This window comes from Peribacillus sp. NPDC096447 (assembly GCF_044762725.1).
GTDB lineage: Bacteria > Bacillota > Bacilli > Bacillales > DSM-1321 > Peribacillus.
In genome coordinates, this window is sequence record NZ_JBIWEV010000001.1 from 696,918 (window position 1) to 716,113 (window position 19,196).

At 43.0% G+C, this 19,196-nt stretch carries 15 protein-coding genes; 1 reads left to right on the top strand and 14 read right to left on the bottom strand.

Annotated elements, in window-relative coordinates; genetic code table 11:
• Positions 1–53: 53 nt before the first annotated feature.
• The 13 genes from uvrC to zapA form a co-directional block, all read right to left on the bottom strand.
• Complete coding sequence (gene uvrC, locus ACIQZD_RS03495) at positions 54–1,826, bottom strand: excinuclease ABC subunit UvrC (RefSeq protein WP_402898213.1); 1,773 nt, start codon at positions 1,824–1,826, stop codon at positions 54–56.
• 103 nt (positions 1,827–1,929) lie between these two features.
• Positions 1,930–2,244 (bottom strand): thioredoxin, encoded by a 315-nt coding sequence (trxA, locus tag ACIQZD_RS03500; protein ID WP_137019462.1) that lies wholly within the window; start codon positions 2,242–2,244, stop codon positions 1,930–1,932.
• Between the two features lie 186 nt (positions 2,245–2,430).
• Positions 2,431–3,408: an electron transfer flavoprotein subunit alpha/FixB family protein gene (locus ACIQZD_RS03505; protein ID WP_402898217.1), complete on the bottom strand. Its 978-nt coding sequence runs from the start codon at positions 3,406–3,408 to the stop codon at positions 2,431–2,433.
• Between the two features lie 71 nt (positions 3,409–3,479).
• A complete protein-coding gene (locus ACIQZD_RS03510) occupies positions 3,480–4,253 on the bottom strand; it encodes an electron transfer flavoprotein subunit beta/FixA family protein (RefSeq protein WP_402898220.1) in 774 nt (257 codons plus the stop codon).
• A gap of 125 nt (positions 4,254–4,378) precedes the next feature.
• The gene (locus ACIQZD_RS03515; protein WP_402898223.1) at positions 4,379–5,152 is read right to left on the bottom strand and encodes an enoyl-CoA hydratase; all 774 of its coding nucleotides are present in this window, start codon (positions 5,150–5,152) and stop codon (positions 4,379–4,381) included.
• A gap of 125 nt (positions 5,153–5,277) precedes the next feature.
• A complete protein-coding gene (locus ACIQZD_RS03520; protein ID WP_402898226.1) occupies positions 5,278–5,865 on the bottom strand; it encodes a fatty acid metabolism transcriptional regulator FadR in 588 nt (195 codons plus the stop codon).
• 200 nt (positions 5,866–6,065) lie between these two features.
• A complete protein-coding gene (locus ACIQZD_RS03525) occupies positions 6,066–7,763 on the bottom strand; it encodes a long-chain-fatty-acid--CoA ligase (RefSeq protein WP_402898229.1) in 1,698 nt (565 codons plus the stop codon).
• A 447-nt stretch (positions 7,764–8,210) separates the two neighbouring features.
• On the bottom strand, positions 8,211–8,969 hold the full coding sequence (locus ACIQZD_RS03530) for a GNAT family N-acetyltransferase (RefSeq protein ID WP_402898232.1): 759 nt from the start codon (positions 8,967–8,969) through the stop codon (positions 8,211–8,213).
• Between the two features lie 199 nt (positions 8,970–9,168).
• Positions 9,169–9,576: a DUF350 domain-containing protein gene (locus tag ACIQZD_RS03535; protein WP_402898235.1), complete on the bottom strand. Its 408-nt coding sequence runs from the start codon at positions 9,574–9,576 to the stop codon at positions 9,169–9,171.
• 65 nt (positions 9,577–9,641) lie between these two features.
• Positions 9,642–11,996 (bottom strand): endonuclease MutS2, encoded by a 2,355-nt coding sequence (locus ACIQZD_RS03540; protein ID WP_402898238.1) that lies wholly within the window; start codon positions 11,994–11,996, stop codon positions 9,642–9,644.
• A gap of 35 nt (positions 11,997–12,031) precedes the next feature.
• On the bottom strand, positions 12,032–13,750 hold the full coding sequence (gene polX / locus ACIQZD_RS03545; protein WP_402898241.1) for a DNA polymerase/3'-5' exonuclease PolX: 1,719 nt from the start codon (positions 13,748–13,750) through the stop codon (positions 12,032–12,034).
• Positions 13,751–13,960: 210 nt separating this feature from the next.
• Positions 13,961–14,506, bottom strand: coding sequence for a CvpA family protein (locus ACIQZD_RS03550; RefSeq protein WP_101222851.1), 546 nt, complete (start codon positions 14,504–14,506; stop codon positions 13,961–13,963).
• Positions 14,507–14,510: 4 nt separating this feature from the next.
• Positions 14,511–14,771 carry a cell division protein ZapA gene (gene zapA, locus ACIQZD_RS03555; protein WP_048678967.1) on the bottom strand — a complete coding sequence of 87 codons (261 nt, stop codon included), beginning with the start codon at positions 14,769–14,771 and terminating at the stop codon, positions 14,511–14,513.
• Positions 14,772–14,944: 173 nt separating this feature from the next.
• Between zapA and rnhC the strand changes: the two genes are divergently transcribed.
• Entirely contained in the window at positions 14,945–15,904 is a 960-nt protein-coding gene (gene rnhC / locus ACIQZD_RS03560) for a ribonuclease HIII (protein ID WP_402898246.1), read from the top strand.
• An 864-nt stretch (positions 15,905–16,768) separates the two neighbouring features.
• Here rnhC and pheT read toward each other — a convergent pair.
• Positions 16,769–19,183 carry a phenylalanine--tRNA ligase subunit beta gene (gene pheT / locus ACIQZD_RS03565; RefSeq protein ID WP_402898251.1) on the bottom strand — a complete coding sequence of 805 codons (2,415 nt, stop codon included), beginning with the start codon at positions 19,181–19,183 and terminating at the stop codon, positions 16,769–16,771.
• Between the last annotated feature and the right edge of the window lie 13 nt (positions 19,184–19,196).

The window sequence follows — 19,196 nt, forward strand, 5'->3', positions numbered from 1 at the left end:
GTCTAGTTAAAAATTCTTTTTAATCATAGCATAGAGATTTATCGGTAGCAAGATTATTCTTGTAATTTTCTAACGATTCCCTCGGCTACCCCTTTTGGCATGCCAGCTTCCACGATTTCCTCGGCGGTTGCCTCTTTGATTTTCTTCAATGATCCAAAATGCCTTAATAATTGCTTCCTTCGCTTTTCCCCGACTCCTGGAATATCATCAAGCTGGGAGTGAACCGCATTTTTCCCGCGTAGCTGGCGATGAAATGTAATCGCGAACCGATGCACTTCATCCTGAATTCTTTGCAATAGGTAAAATTCCTGGCTCCGTGAATCAAGAGGTACGAGTTCAAGCGGATTTCCGATCATCAATTGCGAGGTCCTATGCTTTTCATCCTTAATGAGGCCTGAAAGTGGAATATCAAGGCCCAATTCATTTTCCAAAATATCCCGAACAGCTTCCACATGTCCCTTTCCGCCATCAATGATGATCAAGTCCGGAAGCGGCAGCCCTTCTTTCAATACTCGTGAATACCTTCTTCTGACCACTTCACGCATCGATTCATAATCATCAGGCCCTTGGACCGTCTTGATCTTATATTTGCGGTACTCCCTTTTTTCCGGCTTTCCATCAATGAACACGACTAAAGCGGAGACTGGGTCACTTCCCTGGATGTTGGAGTTATCGAAAGCTTCAATTCGATGCGGGGTGTAGATACCCAGTTGCTTCCCGAGGTTTTCCACCGCATTAATCGTTCTTTCTTCATCCCTTTCAATCAAAGAGAATTTTTCCTGAAGCGCGATGGAGGCATTTTTATTCGCCAATTTAAGCATGTCTTTTTTCGCTCCCCGTTTCGGGTGAATCGTTTTGACACCAAGCAGCCCTTCGGCCATTTCGGCATCCACTGATTCAGGCAGCAATATTTCCTTTGGTTTAAAGTGGTTCGTAATCTCGTAAAACTGACCGAGGAATGTAAGAAGTTCCTGTTCGGGTTCATCGTAGACCGGAAAAAGTGAAACATCCCTTTCTATTAACTTACCCTGCCGGACAAAAAATACCTGAACGCACATCCAGCCTTTATCATAGGCAAAACCAAATACATCCCTGTCGATGAAATCTGTCGTCATCATTTTCTGCTTCTCCATCGTAATATCGATGTGGGCAATTTTGTCACGGAACTCCTTGGCCCTCTCGAAATCGAGATCTTCCGATGCCTCCAGCATTTTTTCAGTCAGTTCTTTTTTTATTTCAGTATGCCCGCCGTTCAAGAACCGGTTGATATCATCCACCATTTTTTTATATTCCTGTTCCTCTACATCATATACACATGGAGCCAGGCACTGGCCAAGATGATAGTAGAGACAAACGCGATCCGGTAAAGTATTGCATTTTCTTAGGGGATAGATGCGGTCGAGCAATTTTTTCGTTTCGTTAGCTGCAAATGCATTCGGATAAGGACCGAAATATTTACCTTTGTCTTTTTTGACTTTTCGCGTAATGATTAGACGTGGGTGGCGTTCCGCAGTCAGTTTTATGAAGGGATACGTCTTATCATCCTTTAGCATGACATTATATTTTGGGTCATGTTTTTTGATTAAGTTCAACTCTAAAATGAGAGCCTCGATATTGGAAGAGGTGACGATGTATTCGAAGTCCTCAATTTCATTCACGAGCCGGAATGTTTTTCCGTCATGAGATCCCGTGAAATAAGAGCGGACACGATTTTTCAACACTTTCGCTTTGCCTACATAGATGATCGTTCCCTGACGATCTTTCATTAAATAACAACCAGGTTGATCGGGAAGAAGGGCAAGTTTATTCTTTATTTGTTGATTCATGCATTCAGCCTCCTGTTCTCCCTTTTTTACAATCATTATATATCAAGATAGCGAAAAAAGCTTCAAGTCCGCAGACTTGAAGCTTTTTTTAGCTAACCTACTATTACGCGTGTTTTGCAATAAGTTCAGCAAGTGCTTCTTTAGGTTGGAAACCAACAACCTTATCAACCACTTCACCGTCTTTAAGCACGATTAATGTCGGGATGCTCATCACACCGAATTTTCCGGCTGTTTCTTGGTTTTCATCCACATCCACTTTTACGATTTTTGCTGTATCGCCAATTTCAGTATCAAGCTCTTGAAGAACAGGAGCGATCATTTTACAAGGTCCGCACCATGGAGCCCAAAAATCTACAAGAACGACACCTTCGCTAGTATCTGTTGTGAAAGTTTGGTCAGTTGCATTTATAATTGCCATATATATTTCCTCCTCAAATTTACTCAAATAACTAAAGACAGTATACCATTGTTGCTCGAATCGATGCTAATATTTTGCTTCAGTGGTAGGATGTCCAAAAAAAGAGTAAATATGCAGGCCAAATAAAGGGGCAAGACATGTATCGGCTTATGCCAAATGTCTTGCCCCTCATCTGTATTATTTCTATTACGCGTTAACTTTAAGTTTTTTGAATTCTTCCGTAAGTAACGGAACGACTTCGAAAAGGTCTCCGACAATTCCATAATCCGCCACATTGAATATGTTAGCTTCCGGGTCTTTATTGATCGCAACGATAACCTTGGAGTTGGACATCCCCGCTAAATGCTGGATCGCACCGGAAATTCCGCAGGCGATATAAAGGTCAGGTGTTACGACTTTACCCGTTTGCCCGATTTGCAAAGAGTAATCGCAATAATCCGCATCACATGCTCCGCGGGAAGCTCCTACCGCTCCGCCAAGAACTTGTGCCAGTTCCTTTAATGGTTCAAAACCATCTTCACTTTTCACGCCGCGGCCACCAGCGATGATTACTTTCGCTTCTGAAAGGTCGACCCCTTCACTGGCTTTTCTAACAACATCTTTAATGATTGTACGTAAATCCTTGATATCCACATTTAATGTAGAAACATCACCAGAGCGGGACTCATCTTTCGCTAATGGTTCGATATTGTTCGGACGGATTGTCGCGAATATCACGCCATCTGTAACAATTTTCTTTTCAAATGCCTTACCGGAATAGATCGGGCGGGTGAAAACGATATTTCCCCCTTCTTCTTCAATGGATGTAACGTCTGAGATTAATCCTGATTCAAGCTTTCCAGCCAATTTTGGTGCAAGGTCTTTTCCTAGGGCCGTATGACCAAAGAATATCCCTTCTGGTTTTTCCTGTTCGATGACGGCAAGCAAGCTTTGCGCATAACCATCTGAAGTATATTGTTTCAATTGATCATTTTCGACTGCAACAACCCGGTCTGCCCCATACTGAATCAATTCATTTCCGAAATTTTGAACACTGTCACCAACTAAGACACCTACTATTTCCCCGCCATCTGCAGCAAGTTTAGCTGCACCAATAGCTTCAAATGATACATTTCTCAGTGAACCGTCACGAACTTCGCCCAATACAAGAAACTTTCTAGCCATTTATAAAAACCTCCTGTGCACTATTTTATCTTTTTGTCGTGTGTTGTTATTTTGAAAAAGTACCGTTTCGATTAAATCACTTTTGCTTCGCTTCGTAATAATTGAACAAGTTCGCTTACTTGATCACCGATTTCGCCGTCCAATACTTTTCCAGCTTCTTTTTTAGCAGGAAGGTAAATTTCAATCGTTTTTGTTTTTGCCTCAACATCTTCTTCTTCCAAATCCAGGTCATCCAATTCCAATTCTTCAAGCGGTTTTTTCTTCGCTTTCATGATTCCCGGCAATGATGGATAACGTGGTTCATTTAGCCCTTGCTGAGCTGTCACCAACAATGGAAGGGATGCTTCGATCGTTTCAGAGTCCCCTTCGACATCACGGATAACGCTTACATTTCCATTTTCGATGTCCAGCTTAGTAATGGTAGTAATATAAGGAATTTCTAAAATTTCGGCAACGCGTGGTCCCACTTGACCAGAACCGCCATCGATTGCAACGTTCCCTGCAATGATTAAATCGGCATTTTTATCTTTTAAGTATTCGCCTATAATTTTGGCAGTCGTGAATTGGTCGCTATTTTCAATGTCGTCTTCTATATTTATCAATACGGCTTTGTCAGCACCCATTGCCAGCGCCGTACGTAATTGCTTTTCAGCCTCTTCGGTTCCGACGGAAATAACCGTTACTTCGCCGCCTTGTGCATCACGCACCTGGATTGCTTCTTCAACTGCATACTCATCGTATGGATTAATGATGAATTCTGCTCCATCCTCATTAATTTTCCCGTTGGATAGTGTAATTTTTTCTTCTGTATCAAATGTTCTTTTCAGCAGTACATAAATGTTCACGATAATACCTCCCGAATGATTTGAGTTTTGAAGATTATGAATTTTATTGATATATAGTATTGTATTCTACAGATTCCATCAAAATCCTGCATGATATATAAAAATAGTTATTTATACTCGAATCATCATTTCCCTTTGAATACAGCTTCCCTTTTTTCAATGAAAGCTCCGATTCCTTCTTGTGCATCAGCAGTATCGAAAGCTTGACCAAAGAGGGCGGCTTCCCTTTCCACACCTTTATGGTAGGAATCATGCTTGGAATAATTTAATAACTCTATGGCCGACTTTAAAGCAAGCGGGCTTTTCTTGGCAATTTTATTGGCTAGTTCCTTAGCTTTCGGAATCAGTTCTTCATCCGTGAAGGCATGATTCGCCAACCCGCATTGTACTGCTTGGGTACCTGAAATCGGTTCACTTGTAAACAGCATTTCAGCTGCCTTTGCCATGCCCACATAACGAGGAAGACGTTGGGTCCCAGCAAATCCAGGGATTAAGCCCAACTGCAGCTCAGGCAAACCCAGTTTAGCCCTTTCGGTTACCAAACGGATGTGACAGGCCATGGCCAGCTCCAATCCTCCGCCAAGGGCCGCTCCATGGATGGCTGCAATGACCGGTTTTGGAAAAGATTCGATTTTCTCAAAAACAGATTGCCCATTCTTGGTCAGCTTCTCGAAAGCTTTCCCGTCTTTCACTTCCGTAAACTCCTTTATGTCTGCTCCTGCAGAGAAGAATCTTCCTTCACCATGAAGAAGGACAACCCGTACGGCGTCATCATTCTCAATTTGGTCGAAGGCCTGTGACAGCTCTCCGATGATAGCCGAAGAAAGTGCATTTGCAGGTGCATGATCAATCGTTATAAAAGCCACATGATTTTCGACAGAAAGCTTAAGATATTCCATATCAATCCCTCCAGGCATACTAGTCAAACTTTTTTGAAAATTAAATATGTATCACTTCCCGATAAAGCTGGAAGCAGAATTAACCGATTCTTTCGAGGATGGCTGGCCATCCTCTATTTAAATCGTTAACTTTTCAGGCCACAGCCGCCAATCAGAAGGCGGTGAACATCTGGTGCAAGGTCTGGGAGCGAATACTTTTGCTCATTCATGACCCAGGTCGTCACTGTTTCGTCAATCGTTCCAAAAATCATCTGCCTGGCAAGTAAATTATTTAAATCAGGCAGGAATTCGCCGTTTTCTTTTCCTTCTATAATGATTTGATCAATTAAATTTAAATACCCTCTTAGCACATCATTAATTCTTAGGCGCAATTCTTTATTCGACTGTCTTAATTCCAACTGAGTGACAATTGCTAAATTCACGTCTTCTGAAAGGTTTTGAAAATGTTTTTGGATGAGCACATGCAGTTTATCCGAAGCAGTGGTCTTTCCTTTTATCTCTTCTTCGATCTGTTCCACAAAATAGCCCATCTTTTCATGGAATAATGATATTAGGATATCTTCTTTATTTTTAAAATAAAGATATATGGTGCCATCCGCTACCCCTGCCTGCTTGGCGATTTTGGATACTTGGGCTTGATAGTAACCGTTTTGGGCAATGACGATAACGGCCGCATCAATAATTTGATTATACTTAGGTCTGTTGCTTTTCACTGGATGTCCCCTTTCAGAAAATGAATGAACCATCATTCATATTTCTATCATAAAATGACGACCCTTTACTGTCAAGCAAAACTTCTAAGGGGCCTGACATTCCACTTATGTTCATTGTACAGTCCCCATCCATAGGTTGTCCAGCCGTTCTGCAAAACACGGAGCTCTCTTCCGCTGCTCCGTTAAAAGGGGGTGCTTGTTTAAGCTTCTTTTCTTTCCTCGGATATTTTTTTCTTTTCTTCCTCGATCAGGACTCTTCTCAGGATCTTTCCTATCGTCGTTTTTGGAAGTTCATTCCTGAATTCATAGCTGCGCGGCACCTTATAGGAAGCCAGGTTCTTTCTGGCAAATTCATTCAATTCCTCTTCAGTGGCCCTCGCATTTTTTTTCAGTACGACATAGGCCTTAACGGTCTCCCCGCGATATGGGTCAGGGATACCTGCCACTACCACTTCCTGTATGGCCTCATGCTCGTATAGCACCTCTTCCACCTCACGTGGATATATATTGAAACCGCCTGCAATGATTGTATCCTTTTTCCTCTCGACGACATAAAAGAACCCCTGCTCATCCATGTAACCCAGATCGCCTGTAAGCAGCCAGCCATTTTTAAAGGTTTTTTCGGTTTCATCCGGACGATTCCAATATCCTTGCATTACCTGTGGTCCTTTTATGGCAATCTCTCCAATTTCATTCGGAGGAAGCTCTTCAAAGTTTTCCAGGGACAGAATCACCGAGTCGGTATCTGGCCAAGGCAGTCCAATGCTTCCTTTTACACGCGGCTGATCCCAAATGAAATTAGCATGTGTCACCGGTGAGGTCTCCGAAAGACCATAGCCTTCAACAAGCTTCCCGCCGGTAATTTTCTCAAACTGCTCCTGGACCTCTAAGGGCAATGATGCAGAACCGCTTATACAGGCATTGATGGAAGAAAGGTCATATTTGGCGATATCCGGATGGTTCAAGAGGCCGATATACATCGTTGGCGCTCCTGGAAACATGGTCGGTTTCTGTTTTTGAATGGTTTTAAGCGTCGCTTCGACATCAAATTTTGGCATGATGATCATGGTGTTCCCTTCCATGACGGATAGAACCAAGACTGTAGTCATACCGTACACATGGAAGAAAGGCAGAATCGCAAGGATCCTTTCCTCACCGCGCTTATTTTTATAAAGCCATGCATTGCACATTTTCGTATTTGCCAGTAAGTTCTTATGGGTAAGCATGACCCCTTTGGGAAAGCCTGTTGTCCCACCTGTATATTGCAAAAGGGCAAGGTCATTATCCACATCGATTGGCACAGTGACTTCTTCAGTGATCTTTCGTTTCATGATTTCGGAAAATAAATGATGATTCCCTTCATGCTCCACATTGATGACAATGCCGTATTGCTTTTTTTGTATAAAAGGATAGATTAGATTTTTCGGGAATGGCAAATATTCCTTGATAGCGGTTACAATTATATGTTCTATATCCGTTCTTGATGCCACTGCAGAAACACGGGGAAATAAAATATCCATCGCTAAAATTATTTTCGCTCCGGAATCTTTCATTTGATATTCTAATTCACGTTCCGTATAGGTTGGATTCGTTTGAACCACGACTCCGCCGGCCATCAAAATCCCAAAAAAGCTTATGACACCTTGAGGGCAGTTAGGAAGCATGACAGCAACGCGTTCACCTTTTTGAAGACCGATACTTTTTAAATAGGCTGCAAACTTTAAAGCAGATTCATGAACTTCCCGGAAAGTTAATTCTTTTCCCTGGAAATGAATCGATACTTTATCAGGGAATTCTTCGGCTGATTCCTTCAAAAAAGAATAAAGAGGTTTATCTTCGTACGACAAAACAGCGGGTATCTGTTCCGGATAAATAGCTTGCCATGGCTTATTGCTCATTTGCCCCCTCCTTCTGAATATTCTCAATACTCTTAATCATTATAATACAATCGGGATTTTCTTACAATTGCCGAATTTCAGAGTATAAAGACCTTATGATGAGAAGCAGGATAGTATATATGCCCTATGCCAACCACAGGGAATATTGGATGAACACTTAAAAAGGGAAACAAAAAAAAGGAGTGGTTCCACTCCTTACAGACTGGTAGACAAATTAGAGTAGAACCAGTTCACCTTCAATTTTTTCTTTAAAAAACTTCAGAAATCCGCTCCCTGTCTGCCAAGCTCTCCTCGCTCAAGCGTCTAGCGGGTCTCTACAAGCCAGTTATTCGGCAGGAGTGTCGTAAATTTCTTCAATCCAGTGGGGGTCAAGTTTTCTTTTAAAATCATGGTTCGGGGTGAGAGGGAGTCCGAACCTCCTTTGTCGTCATACTGAAAGGAGTGGTCCTACTCCTTAGTTTTAATTCTATACCAATACTTATATTTTTCTTCAAACCCCATTTTCCCGTACAAGCTTAGAGCAGGCGCGTTCGTTTCTATTACCTGTAGATAAGCATTTTTCGCTCCATTTTCTTTACCCCAATGCAATAGATTACGAACAAGTTTTGCGCCTTTGCCTTGGTTTCGAAAATTTTCATGGGTAATGATATTGTACAGGCCTATGTATTCGTCTTCCAAAACACCCAGTCCACCTGCTGTCACCGTTCCACCCTCATCAGTCAACAACATAAAGCATGTTTTTGGAATGATATTCCCTAACATCTTTTTCAGGATGGTTTGATCGTGATCATTAATATTACTTAGGAGGCAGAAATCGTGAAACCAGTCATCATGTAAATGATCATATTTTATGATATTGGTATCATTCGGTGATTCAGTTTCTGCCAAGTTAAATACTTGGACACTTGTTGTTCCCTCACGGACATACCCGGACTCTTCCAGTACACTATCCAAATTGATTGGCTTGGCCTGTGGAGTCATTTTGTACACTGCCTTATCATTCTTAGCAAAATATAATTGTTCACAATTCCATATTTTCTTTTTCACATTTTCATTCGATGTATAAATGGGGGTAATAGAATTCGCCCGTTTCGTATATCCATCCGCAAATCGGATAACCCACCCGTCATAGATTTGCGTTTGCATGGCCGGTAAAGCATTCAGCGATAATTCTTCAATCTTTTGTATCAATATGGAGTGAACCATATTCCTCCTCCTCTGCCGTAAAGTCTATTTGACCAATGTTATTCTATCTTTTGTAAGAGTTCAAATAAAAGAAGCGGCACAATGGCCGCTTCAGCTGAAGAATGTCATATAAATGATTCCAAACAGAAAAAAGATACCGCAACAAACAATTAATACTTTTGCAAGTTTCTCCACAGCTTACTCCCTCTCATGAAGGGCATTAAGAAATTCCGGCGCCGATGACAAAAGATAATGCGATTGATATGATCATCGATAGGAATCCAACTGCCCGATTATCTTTTTGTATTTCTTCATCTATTTTAAATCCAGGAGTCATAAATTCAAAAATGAAATAACCGATCAACAGCAGGACAAATCCGTATACGCCCCAGCCAATCATGGTAAGAAGCGAATTCTGAAGGAGAATGGACTGTTGGAATACATAGGCGATCCCAAATATTTTTCCACCTGTTGCCAATGCGACAGAAAGGTTTCCCTGTTTGATTTCCTCCCAGTTCTTGTACTTTGTGACAAGTTCAAAAATGGCTAAAAAAACAATCATGCACAGAATAACGACACTGTAACGAGCAGCTATGTATACATATTCATTTTCCCACATGTTCTCCATGGTCCAACTCCCGAATGGTAACTAGCCACCCGGCTTGGCTGAATAGCCGGAGTGACCGCTTTCCTTTATTTAAATTCCACCACCGTAACACCTGTTCCGCCTTCACCGGCTTCGCCGAAGCGAATCCTTTTGACAGAGCGGTGATTTTTCAAGTATTCCTGGACCCCGGACCGAAGAGCGCCCGTTCCTTTACCATGAATGATGGAAACACTCGAATAACCGGCCAAAAGAGCATCATCAATGTACTTTTCCACTCTTGAAATTGCATTTTCATAGCGTTCTCCACGGAGGTCAAGTTCCACGCTAACATGATAATCGCGGCCTTTGATCGTGGTAAGCGGCTTTGTTTCTTTTACTTTTGTGCTCTTGATGAATTCCAGGTCAGACTCCTTCACCTTCATCTTCATGATGCCGATCTGAACCTGCCATTCATTATTTGAGACCTTCTCAATCAAGTGACCTTTTTGACCAAAGCTTACTACCTTAACTTCATCTCCAGGTTTCAAGCTTTTATCCAGCGGCTTAGCAGCTTTATTTGACGTTTTTTTCACTTTAGGCGCTGCTTCTTCAAGCCGCTTTTTGGCATCGATCAGTTCATGCTCTTTAACATCGGCATGCTTTTCCAGTCGCAGTTTACGTAAATCGGCAATGATCGCTTCCGCTTCCTTTTGTGCATTTTCAACGATTGCAGCTGCCTCTTTTGCTGCCTTTTCGACCATCGCATCCCGCTCTTCATGGTACTCATCAATTTGCCTTTGAAGGTCTTTATGAAGAATTTCCGCCTCTTTCAGGTGATGCTTGGCTTCCAGCTCCTCTTCTTCAGCCTTCTTGCGGCTGTCTTCAAGTGATGCTATCATATTTTCAACTTTATTCGTATCCTCACCAATATGACTGCGGGCGCTGCTTATCACGCTTTCTTCCAAACCAAGGCGCTTGGAAATTTCAAAAGCATTACTCCGCCCTGGTACACCGATCAAAAGTTTATAGGTGGGACTCAAGGTTTCCACATTAAATTCGACGCTTGCATTAATGACGCCTTCCCGATCATATCCATATGCTTTTAATTCCGGGTAATGTGTCGTTGCAATTACACGTGCTCCGCGCTTATACACTTCATCCAAAATGGAAATGGCCAAAGCGGCACCTTCCTGTGGATCTGTTCCCGCTCCAAGCTCATCGAATAAAACAAGGCTGTCATAATCGACATGCTTAAGGATATCGACTATGTTGACCATATGCGAAGAGAATGTACTTAAGCTTTGTTCAATCGACTGTTCATCGCCAATATCGGCATAAACAGAGGAAAACACAGCCGTTTCGGAACCATCCAGCGCAGGGATTTGCAGACCGGACTGGGCCATTAGCGTACAGAGGCCTATCGTTTTCAGGGTAACCGTCTTCCCTCCTGTATTCGGACCGGTGATGACGATTGTCGTAAATTCATCACCAAGAAAAATATCATTGGCCACGACAACATCACTCGGAATGAGCGGATGTTTCGCTTTGAATAATTTCACGCGTCCCTCATTATTCAGAATCGGCTTGGATCCTTTTATCGCTTTTGCATACTTTGCCTTGGCAACAAGGAAATCGATTTGTGCAAGCACTTTGACATTATGAAGCAATTCAGGGGTGAACGCACCGACTTTTTCCGATAGTTCAACCAATATCCGTTCTATTTCCTGCGTCTCCTTCACTCGGGTTTCCTGCAGGACATTATTCAGTTGAACGATTGCTTGCGGTTCAATGAACAACGTCTGCCCTGATGATGATTGATCATGAATGATCCCGCCATATACACTGCGGTATTCCTGTTTTACCGGGATGACGAATCGGTCATTCCGGATGGTGATGATGGCATCGGATAACATTGTTGATGCATTGGAAGAACGGATCATGCTTTCTAGTTTTTCCCTGACACGGCTTTCGTTCGTCCGAATTTGGTTTCTTAGGGTACGAAGCTTGTCGCTGGCAGAATCCATCACTTCGCCATGTTCGCTTACTGCAAATGTAATTTCCTGTTGCAAATCGATCAACGGATGAAGGGAATCGATATATTCGGCTAATAGCGGAACATCAATTTCCTGCTCTGCGAGTTCTTCGAAGAAACGGCTGAGGATCCTGCCGGCACGAATCGTACTCGCAAGTTCCATCAGTTCCATCGGTGAGAGCATTCCGCCAATCTGTGCCCTTTTTGCATGTGGACGGATATCGAAAATTCCGCCCAATGGCAAGTTACCTTTCAACCGGACGATTTTGGCTGACTCATCTGTTTCTTCCTGCCATCTCGACACTTCTTCAAAATCCGTGGAAGGCATTAATTGCTCTGCCTTCTCTTTTCCTATGGATGAGGATGCGTGTGAGATTAATTGTTCTTTTATTTTATGAAATTCCAATGTCTTTAAAGCTTTATTATGCATGGAGTTAAAGCTCCTCCTTATTTATGGGCAAATAGTTAATCATTTCTCTTTAAAAACGCCAATAATCCATCCGTATCCCTTGCATTAAGAACCGTTGATTCTTTAATCCAGCCCTTTTTGGCTGATGCGACACCAACAGGCATATGTTCAAGCATGTCGATGCTGTGGGCATCCGTATTGATTACGATAGGAACGCCCGCTTCCTGCGCCTTGCGCAGATGGGGGGGTGCCAAATCCAATCGGTTCGGATTCGCATTCAATTCCAAGGCAGTATTCGTTTCACGGGCCAGTTCGATCAGCATCTCTATATCCACATCATATCCGGCGCGTCTGCCAATTATCCTTCCCGTTGGATGGGCGATGATATCTACATGCGGATTATTCAGAGCCGTTTTTAAGCGCTCCATGATCGTTTCCCGAGGCTGTGAAAAGCTTGAGTGAATCGATGCAATCACCAAATCCATCTCTGCAAGCAGCTCATCGTCATAATCAAGTGTCCCATCAGGAAGTATATCCATTTCAATCCCTGAAAGAACGGTAAAGTCAGCGTATTTTTCATTAAGTTCATGGATGATCCGTTTTTGTTCTCGTAAACGTTCCGCGGTCAAGCCGTTCGCCACTTTCAGATATTGCGAATGATCGGTGATGGCCATATATCGATACCCTTTTGCACGGCATGCTTCAATCATTTCTTCAATCGTATGAGCCCCATCACTCCATGTGGTATGCATATGCAGATCACCTTTAATGGCCTCTAAAGATATGAGAGGTTCATTAGCATCATAATGCTCCACTTCCGTTCCGTCTTCACGTATTTCTGGCGGAATGAAAGGAAGGCCAAAATGATTATAAAATTGTTCTTCCGTTTCAAACGTCAATACATCACCGGTTTCAGTCACTTCCACTCCATATTCGCTGATTTTCTCTCCGCGATCTTTAGCAAGCTGACGCATCCGCACATTGTGATCCTTCGAACCTGTAAAATGATGGAGTGTCGTGATGAATTCCTTATCCTTAACGATTCGGAAATCAACAGAAATATCATATTCATAATCAAGCACGACCGATACTTTTGTATCACCGGCCGCAATTACCTGCTTTATCCCTTTTATTGCAAGCAGTTGATTCTTAACCTCTTCGGGATGATCTGTCGAAATGATGAAATCGAGGTCCTTGATCGTTTCCCTCATGCGCCGCATGCTGCCGGCCCTGGAAGAACGGATGATGTATTCCATGTTAGCAAGGGCCGTTTCAATATCAGCCGCAATCGGCCTCATGAAGGCAAGGGGAAGTCGATCGGGCCTTGAACCCGCCTCGGCAATTGCAGACAAGATCTTCTCTTCCGTTTTTTTTCCGAAACCGGCAAGCGCCGCGACCCTGCCTTCTTCACAGGCGATTTTAAGATCATTCACATCATTGACATGCAGCTCTTTATGAAGCTTGGCAATTTTCTTCCCGCCCAAACCTTGAAGCTGCAGGAGCGGAATCAATCCTTTTGGCACCTGCTCCTGCAGCTCTTCAAGTACAGTCGATTTCCCCTCATTTATATACTCTTCGATGACGGATGCCGTTCCTTTCCCGATTCCATTTAAAGCGGTAAAATCTTCGATCTCCGACAGGCTCCGGTCATCCGTTTCCAAGGCGCCTGCTGCCTTTCGGAAAGCTGAAACCTTGAACGGGTTCTCTCCTTTTAATTCCATATATATTGCAATTTTTTCTAATAATTTAATGATATCTTTTTTATTAATTGTCATATAATTCACCGCCGAAAAAATTAGTAGGGTGTCCCAAGTTCACTTTCTTAAAGATACCTTTCTTGGAGGTAAAGTACAAGCAGTCCGATTCTTAACTTTCGAATCAAATAGGGGGAAGTTACATGCTGCTACATAAAAAGGGGCCTCCCCCGTTCAAAGTATAGGAATCCAGGACTTTGAGAAAGGGAGGCAGGCCCACTTATACTGACATTAAGATTGTTTTAGATCATGAAACCAAAGTTCCTTCACTTGCTCGGAAAGGAACGGCGTATGTTTCACGATCGATTCTGCCAGAAATGAGCCCGTTAATGGTTTCTGGATTGAATCCATTGGCAGCATGGCAGCTATATATAATATAATAAACATGATAAGATAGACTTCGAGAAAGCCCAATATCCCTCCACCCCAGCGATTCAGCTGCTTTAATATCGGAAGATGGGTAATGAAGTTGAGCATCGATCCTATCATTTGCCAAAGAATCTTGGCAGCAAAGAAAATGATTGCAAAGGCAATTGCATTGTAATACGCCGTATCAAGCCCGACTGTATCGAAAAACATATTAAGGGTCGAGGAATCACCCATCGTTGGAAACGGAATCCACAATTTCAAATTAGGAGCAAGATCTCCGTAAAATACATAGGCGACGATGAAGGCTACTATGAACCCTGTCATATGAACCGTTTGTAAAATGAAGCCACGCTTTAAACCGATTAATAAACCGATTAAAAGAATGGCCAGAATTGCTAAATCAAGCATGTACTCAGTCCTTCTCTCTCTTTAATTCCAGTTGAAGCTGGTCTAGTTCATCTTTTAATTTAATATATTCGTGGATGGTATTCACGGCCGTTAGCACCGCTAGCTTACTTGTATCCAAGTATGGATTTTTCATCCTGATCTCTCTCATTTTTTCGTCAACCATCGAAGCGACCAGGCGCATATGACTTGCGCTTTCTGTGCCGACGATTGTATATGGTTGTCCGTATATATCAACTGTTGTTTTATTTCGTTTATCGTCTGACAAAATGATGCCCCCAATCTAAACAATCCTAATTCTATCATATCACGAAGTTTTTCGTCATGAAAGAGAGTACATCGTCATTTCTCGCATAAAAATTTCAATAATTTGTCAAACGAAAACGAATTTTAGGAAGAGGATTACCTAATAAACAAAATGAAGTTAGGAGCTTACCCATTATGTCCCATGTTGTTTTACTTATCAGTCCTGAACAAATAAAGGCGATGAAGTCCCACTATTCTTCATCCTTGGCCGCCAAGCTGCCGCCCGGGAGCATCTTTTCCGCCAAACCGCCGCTATGTACGGTGACCGCCTATAAATCTGGAAAGGTGCTTTTTCAGGGTAAAAATGCCGAACTAGAAGCAGTAAAATGGCAAAATGGCACCACTGCTGCTGCTCCAAAGAAAAAAACGGCATCCCCTGCATCAGTCAATGTCCATCGATATTCGCCGCCTGCAAATATCGGGACCATGTCTGTGATTGGATCCGATGAGGTCGGAACAGGAGACTATTTCGGCCCGATCACCGTTGTAGCCGTATATGCAAAAAAGGAGCAACTAGCCCTATTAAAGGAGCTTGGTGTCCAGGATTCCAAAAATCTCAAAGATCCACAGATCATCGAAATTGCCAAACAGATTAAGGATGTAGTGCCATTCAGCCTGCTCACATGCGACAACCCGAAATATAATGCGCTTCAGGCAAAGGGAATGTCACAAGGAAAAATGAAGGCACTCCTCCATAACCAAGCAATCAAGAATCTCATGCAAAAAATCCACCCGGAACAAGCGGAAGCGGTCCTTATTGATCAATTCGCTCAACCAGAGGTATTTTTCAATTACCTAAAAGGGCAAGAACTATTTCAAGCTAACGCCACCTATCTATGCACAAAAGCGGAAGGCATACACCTTGGAGTAGCAGCCGCATCCATCCTGGCCCGATATGCATTCGTGAAACGCTTTGACTTGCTGAGTGAAAAAGCCGGATTCAAAATCCCTAAAGGAGCCGGATTTGCAGTCGATGAAGCGGCCGCAAGATTAATTCATGAAAAAGGAATCGATTCATTAAACGAATTCACGAAAACCCACTTCGCCAATACAGAAAAAGCAAAGCGACTATATCAACAGAAATATCATAAATAGAAGAAAGCGGCTGATCTTTTGGAAAAGCCGCCTTTTTCTCGTGAGTTTTCGCTTTTTACTCGTAGTTCGCGCCTTTTTCTCGTGAATTCTCACTATTTACTCGTGAATTTGCGCCATTTACTCGTGAGTTTGCGCCATTTACTCGTGAATTCGCGCTATTTACTCGTAAATTTGCGTTTTACTCGTGGTTCGCTCTATTTACTCGTGAGTTTCCACCATTTACTCGTGAATTCTCGCTTTACTCGTGAGTTCGCACCGTTTACTCGTAAATTTGTGCTTTTTACTCGTGAATTTGCGTTTAACTCGTGGGTTCGCGCCATTTACTCGTGAATTCTCGCTTTTTACTCGTGAATTCTCGCCATTTACTCGTGAATTCTCGCTTTTTACTCGTGAGTTTGCGTTTTACTCGTGAGTTTGCATCATTTACTCGTGAGTTCGCGCTTTACTCGTGGGTTTCCACCATTTACTCGTGAGTTCGCGCCTTTTACTCGTGAATTCTCGCTTTTTACTCGTGAATTCTCGCTTTTTACTCGTGAGTTTGCACCATTTACTCGTAAATTTGCGTTTTACTCGTGGGTTCGCGCGTGAGTTTGCGCCTTTTACTCGTGAATTCGCGCTATTTACTCGTGAATTCGCGCCATTTACTCGTGAATTCTCGCTTTTTACTCGTGAGTTTGCTCCATTTACTCGTGAGTTTGCTCCATTTACTCGTGAATTCTCGCTTTTTACTCGTAAATTTGCGTATTACTCGTGGGTTCGCTCCATTTACTCGTGAATTCTCGCTTTTTACTCGTGAGTTTACGCCTTTTACTCTAAAAACCAAAAAGACAGCTCCCCAAGATTCAGGGAGCTGTCTTTTTGGTTTTATCCTCTTAGTTCTGCGCCAGCTTTTTCTTTAACGGCTTCAAGAACTTTATCATGTGCTTTTGTAATGTCCTCGTCCGTTAAAGTACGTTCCGGGTCAAAGTATTTCAGTGAGTAGGCAATGGATTTCTTGCCTTCCTCCATTCTTTCACCTTCGTATAAGTCGAAAATGCTTACTTCTTTCAGCAGTTTGCCACCGGCTTCTTCAATAATATCCTGAATGTCCCCGGCTTTCGTAGCTTTATCCACAACGAGCGCGATATCGCGTGTGGTTGATGGATAGCGCGGAATGGTTTGGTATGCAATCGGCGCGACTTCGGCTTCGGCCAATGCTTTTAAGGAAAGTTCGAAAATGTATGTTTCTTTAATATCCAAGTCTTTTTGGACAGTTGGGTGCACTTGGCCGATAAAGCCAATCACTTCACCATTCAATAGTACTTCAGCTGTCCTTCCTGGATGCATGTCGTTGATTTCCGCTTGGCGGTAACTGATTTGATCAGCTAATCCAAGTGTGTCGAATAATGCCTCGATCACGCCTTTGGCTACAAAGAAATCCACTGGTTTCTTTTCACCTTGCCATGGATGTGACTCCCATAGGCCGGTGATTGCCCCAGCAATATGTTCTTTTTCTTCAGGCAGTTCATGTTCTTCACGCTTAAAGAATACCGAACCGATTTCATACAGTGCCAATGAATCGATTTGGCGGGCATTGTTATATTTCACGACTTCCAGCAATTGAGGCACGATGCTTAAACGCAGCTGGCTTCTTTCTTCACTCATTGGCATTGCTAATCGAATGGATTCTCTTGCTTCCAATGCGAATTGGGACGCTTTTTCCTCGCTTGTCAGTGAATAGGTCACCGCTTGATAAAGGCCAGCCCCTTCAAGTGTACGGCGTGCTTTCCGCCGTTTAATTTGATAGTCAGTCAATTGACCTGGGGTAGCAGCACCGATCGGCAGTGTAGCGGGAATGTTATCATATCCAAATAAACGTGCAGCCTCTTCGACTAAATCAGCTTCAATCGTAATATCGCCACGGCGCGTCGGGACTGTGATCGTGAACGTTTCATTGTCAAGTTCAACGCCAAATTGCAGACGTTTGAAGATCGATTCCACAACCGATACGGTCATGCTTGTTCCAAGAAGTGTGTTGATTTTTTCAAGAGTGATGCTAATGACCGCAGGTTCCATTGTCAATTCGTCAACTTCAGCTGCTCCTTGTAAGACTGTTCCGCCTGCATATTGCGCAATCAATTGTGCAGCACGTTCTCCAGCTTCACGTACACGGGCTGGGTCGACGCCTTTCTCAAAGCGGGCACTGGCTTCACTGCGTAATCCATGGTCCTTTGAAGCTTTACGAACTACTGTACCTGCAAAATATGCACTTTCAATAATGATGTTCGTCGTATCATTTTTAACTTCGGAATCCGCTCCGCCCATCACACCAGCTATCGCAACAGGCTCGCTGCCATTCGTGATCACTAAATGGTCAGGTGTCAAAGTGCGTTCAGTTTCATCCAATGTTACGATTTTTTCAGCATCCTTCGCTCTGCGGATGACGATCTCCTTTGAACCAAAGCGGTCATAATCAAAGGCATGGAGCGGTTGGCCGTATTCAAGTAAAATGTAGTTCGTGATATCCACGACATTATTATGAGGTCGGATACCTGCAGACATCAACCTAGTCTGCATCCAAAGCGGTGAAGGGCCGACCTTAACATCCTTGATGATTTTAGCGATGTATATCGGGTTATCTTCTTTCGCTTCCACTTTGACACTGATATAATCAGTTGCTTTTTCAGCTGCTTCTTCTTTCTCGACAACCGGCCATTTCACTTCCCGGCCTAGAATGGCTCCCACTTCATATGCAACACCAAGCATGCTCAAAGCGTCGGAACGGTTTGGAGTCAGCCCAAGTTCCAGCACTTCATCACTTAAACCAAGTTCCTCCAATGCATCTTTCCCTACTTCCACATCATTAGGGAAGACGAAGATACCTGTAGCATAATCCTTGGAAACGAGCTTGGATTCGAAGCCCAATTCTTGAAGCGAGCAAATCATCCCGTGCGATTCCTCTCCGCGAAGTTTCGCTTTCTTGATTTTGAAATTACCTGGAAGGACCGCGCCAACAGTAGCGACTGCGACTTTTTGGCCTTTATCGACATTCGGTGCTCCACAGATGATCTGAACGGGATTTTCAGCCCCGATATCAACTTGGCATTTATTCAATTTATCCGCATTTGGATGCTGTTCACGTTCTATGACATGCCCGATGACGACCCCTTTTAGCCCTTCACTTTTCTTTTCTACCCCTTCAACCTCAATGCCGCTTTTCGTGATTTTGTCAGCTAGCTCCGTCGCATTGATGCCTGAAAGGTCAACATAATCTTGTAACCATTTATATGACACAAACATGGTAGGTCCTCCT

What these genes read in the sequence shown, in the direction of transcription:
- uvrC (WP_402898213.1), bottom strand. Translation starts at nt 1,826, where the DNA reads ATGAATCAACAAATAAAGAATAAACTTGCCCTTCTTCCCGATCAACCT.
- trxA (WP_137019462.1), bottom strand. Translation starts at nt 2,244, where the DNA reads ATGGCAATTATAAATGCAACTGACCAAACTTTCACAACAGATACTAGC.
- ACIQZD_RS03505 (WP_402898217.1), bottom strand. Translation starts at nt 3,408, where the DNA reads ATGGCTAGAAAGTTTCTTGTATTGGGCGAAGTTCGTGACGGTTCACTG.
- ACIQZD_RS03515 (WP_402898223.1), bottom strand. Translation starts at nt 5,152, where the DNA reads ATGGAATATCTTAAGCTTTCTGTCGAAAATCATGTGGCTTTTATAACG.
- ACIQZD_RS03525 (WP_402898229.1), bottom strand. Translation starts at nt 7,763, where the DNA reads ATGAGCAATAAGCCATGGCAAGCTATTTATCCGGAACAGATACCCGCT.
- ACIQZD_RS03530 (WP_402898232.1), bottom strand. Translation starts at nt 8,969, where the DNA reads ATGGTTCACTCCATATTGATACAAAAGATTGAAGAATTATCGCTGAAT.
- ACIQZD_RS03535 (WP_402898235.1), bottom strand. Translation starts at nt 9,576, where the DNA reads ATGGAGAACATGTGGGAAAATGAATATGTATACATAGCTGCTCGTTAC.
- ACIQZD_RS03540 (WP_402898238.1), bottom strand. Translation starts at nt 11,996, where the DNA reads ATGCATAATAAAGCTTTAAAGACATTGGAATTTCATAAAATAAAAGAA.
- polX (WP_402898241.1), bottom strand. Translation starts at nt 13,750, where the DNA reads ATGACAATTAATAAAAAAGATATCATTAAATTATTAGAAAAAATTGCA.
- ACIQZD_RS03550 (WP_101222851.1), bottom strand. Translation starts at nt 14,506, where the DNA reads ATGCTTGATTTAGCAATTCTGGCCATTCTTTTAATCGGTTTATTAATC.
- rnhC (WP_402898246.1), top strand. Translation starts at nt 14,945, where the DNA reads ATGTCCCATGTTGTTTTACTTATCAGTCCTGAACAAATAAAGGCGATG.
- pheT (WP_402898251.1), bottom strand. Translation starts at nt 19,183, where the DNA reads ATGTTTGTGTCATATAAATGGTTACAAGATTATGTTGACCTTTCAGGC.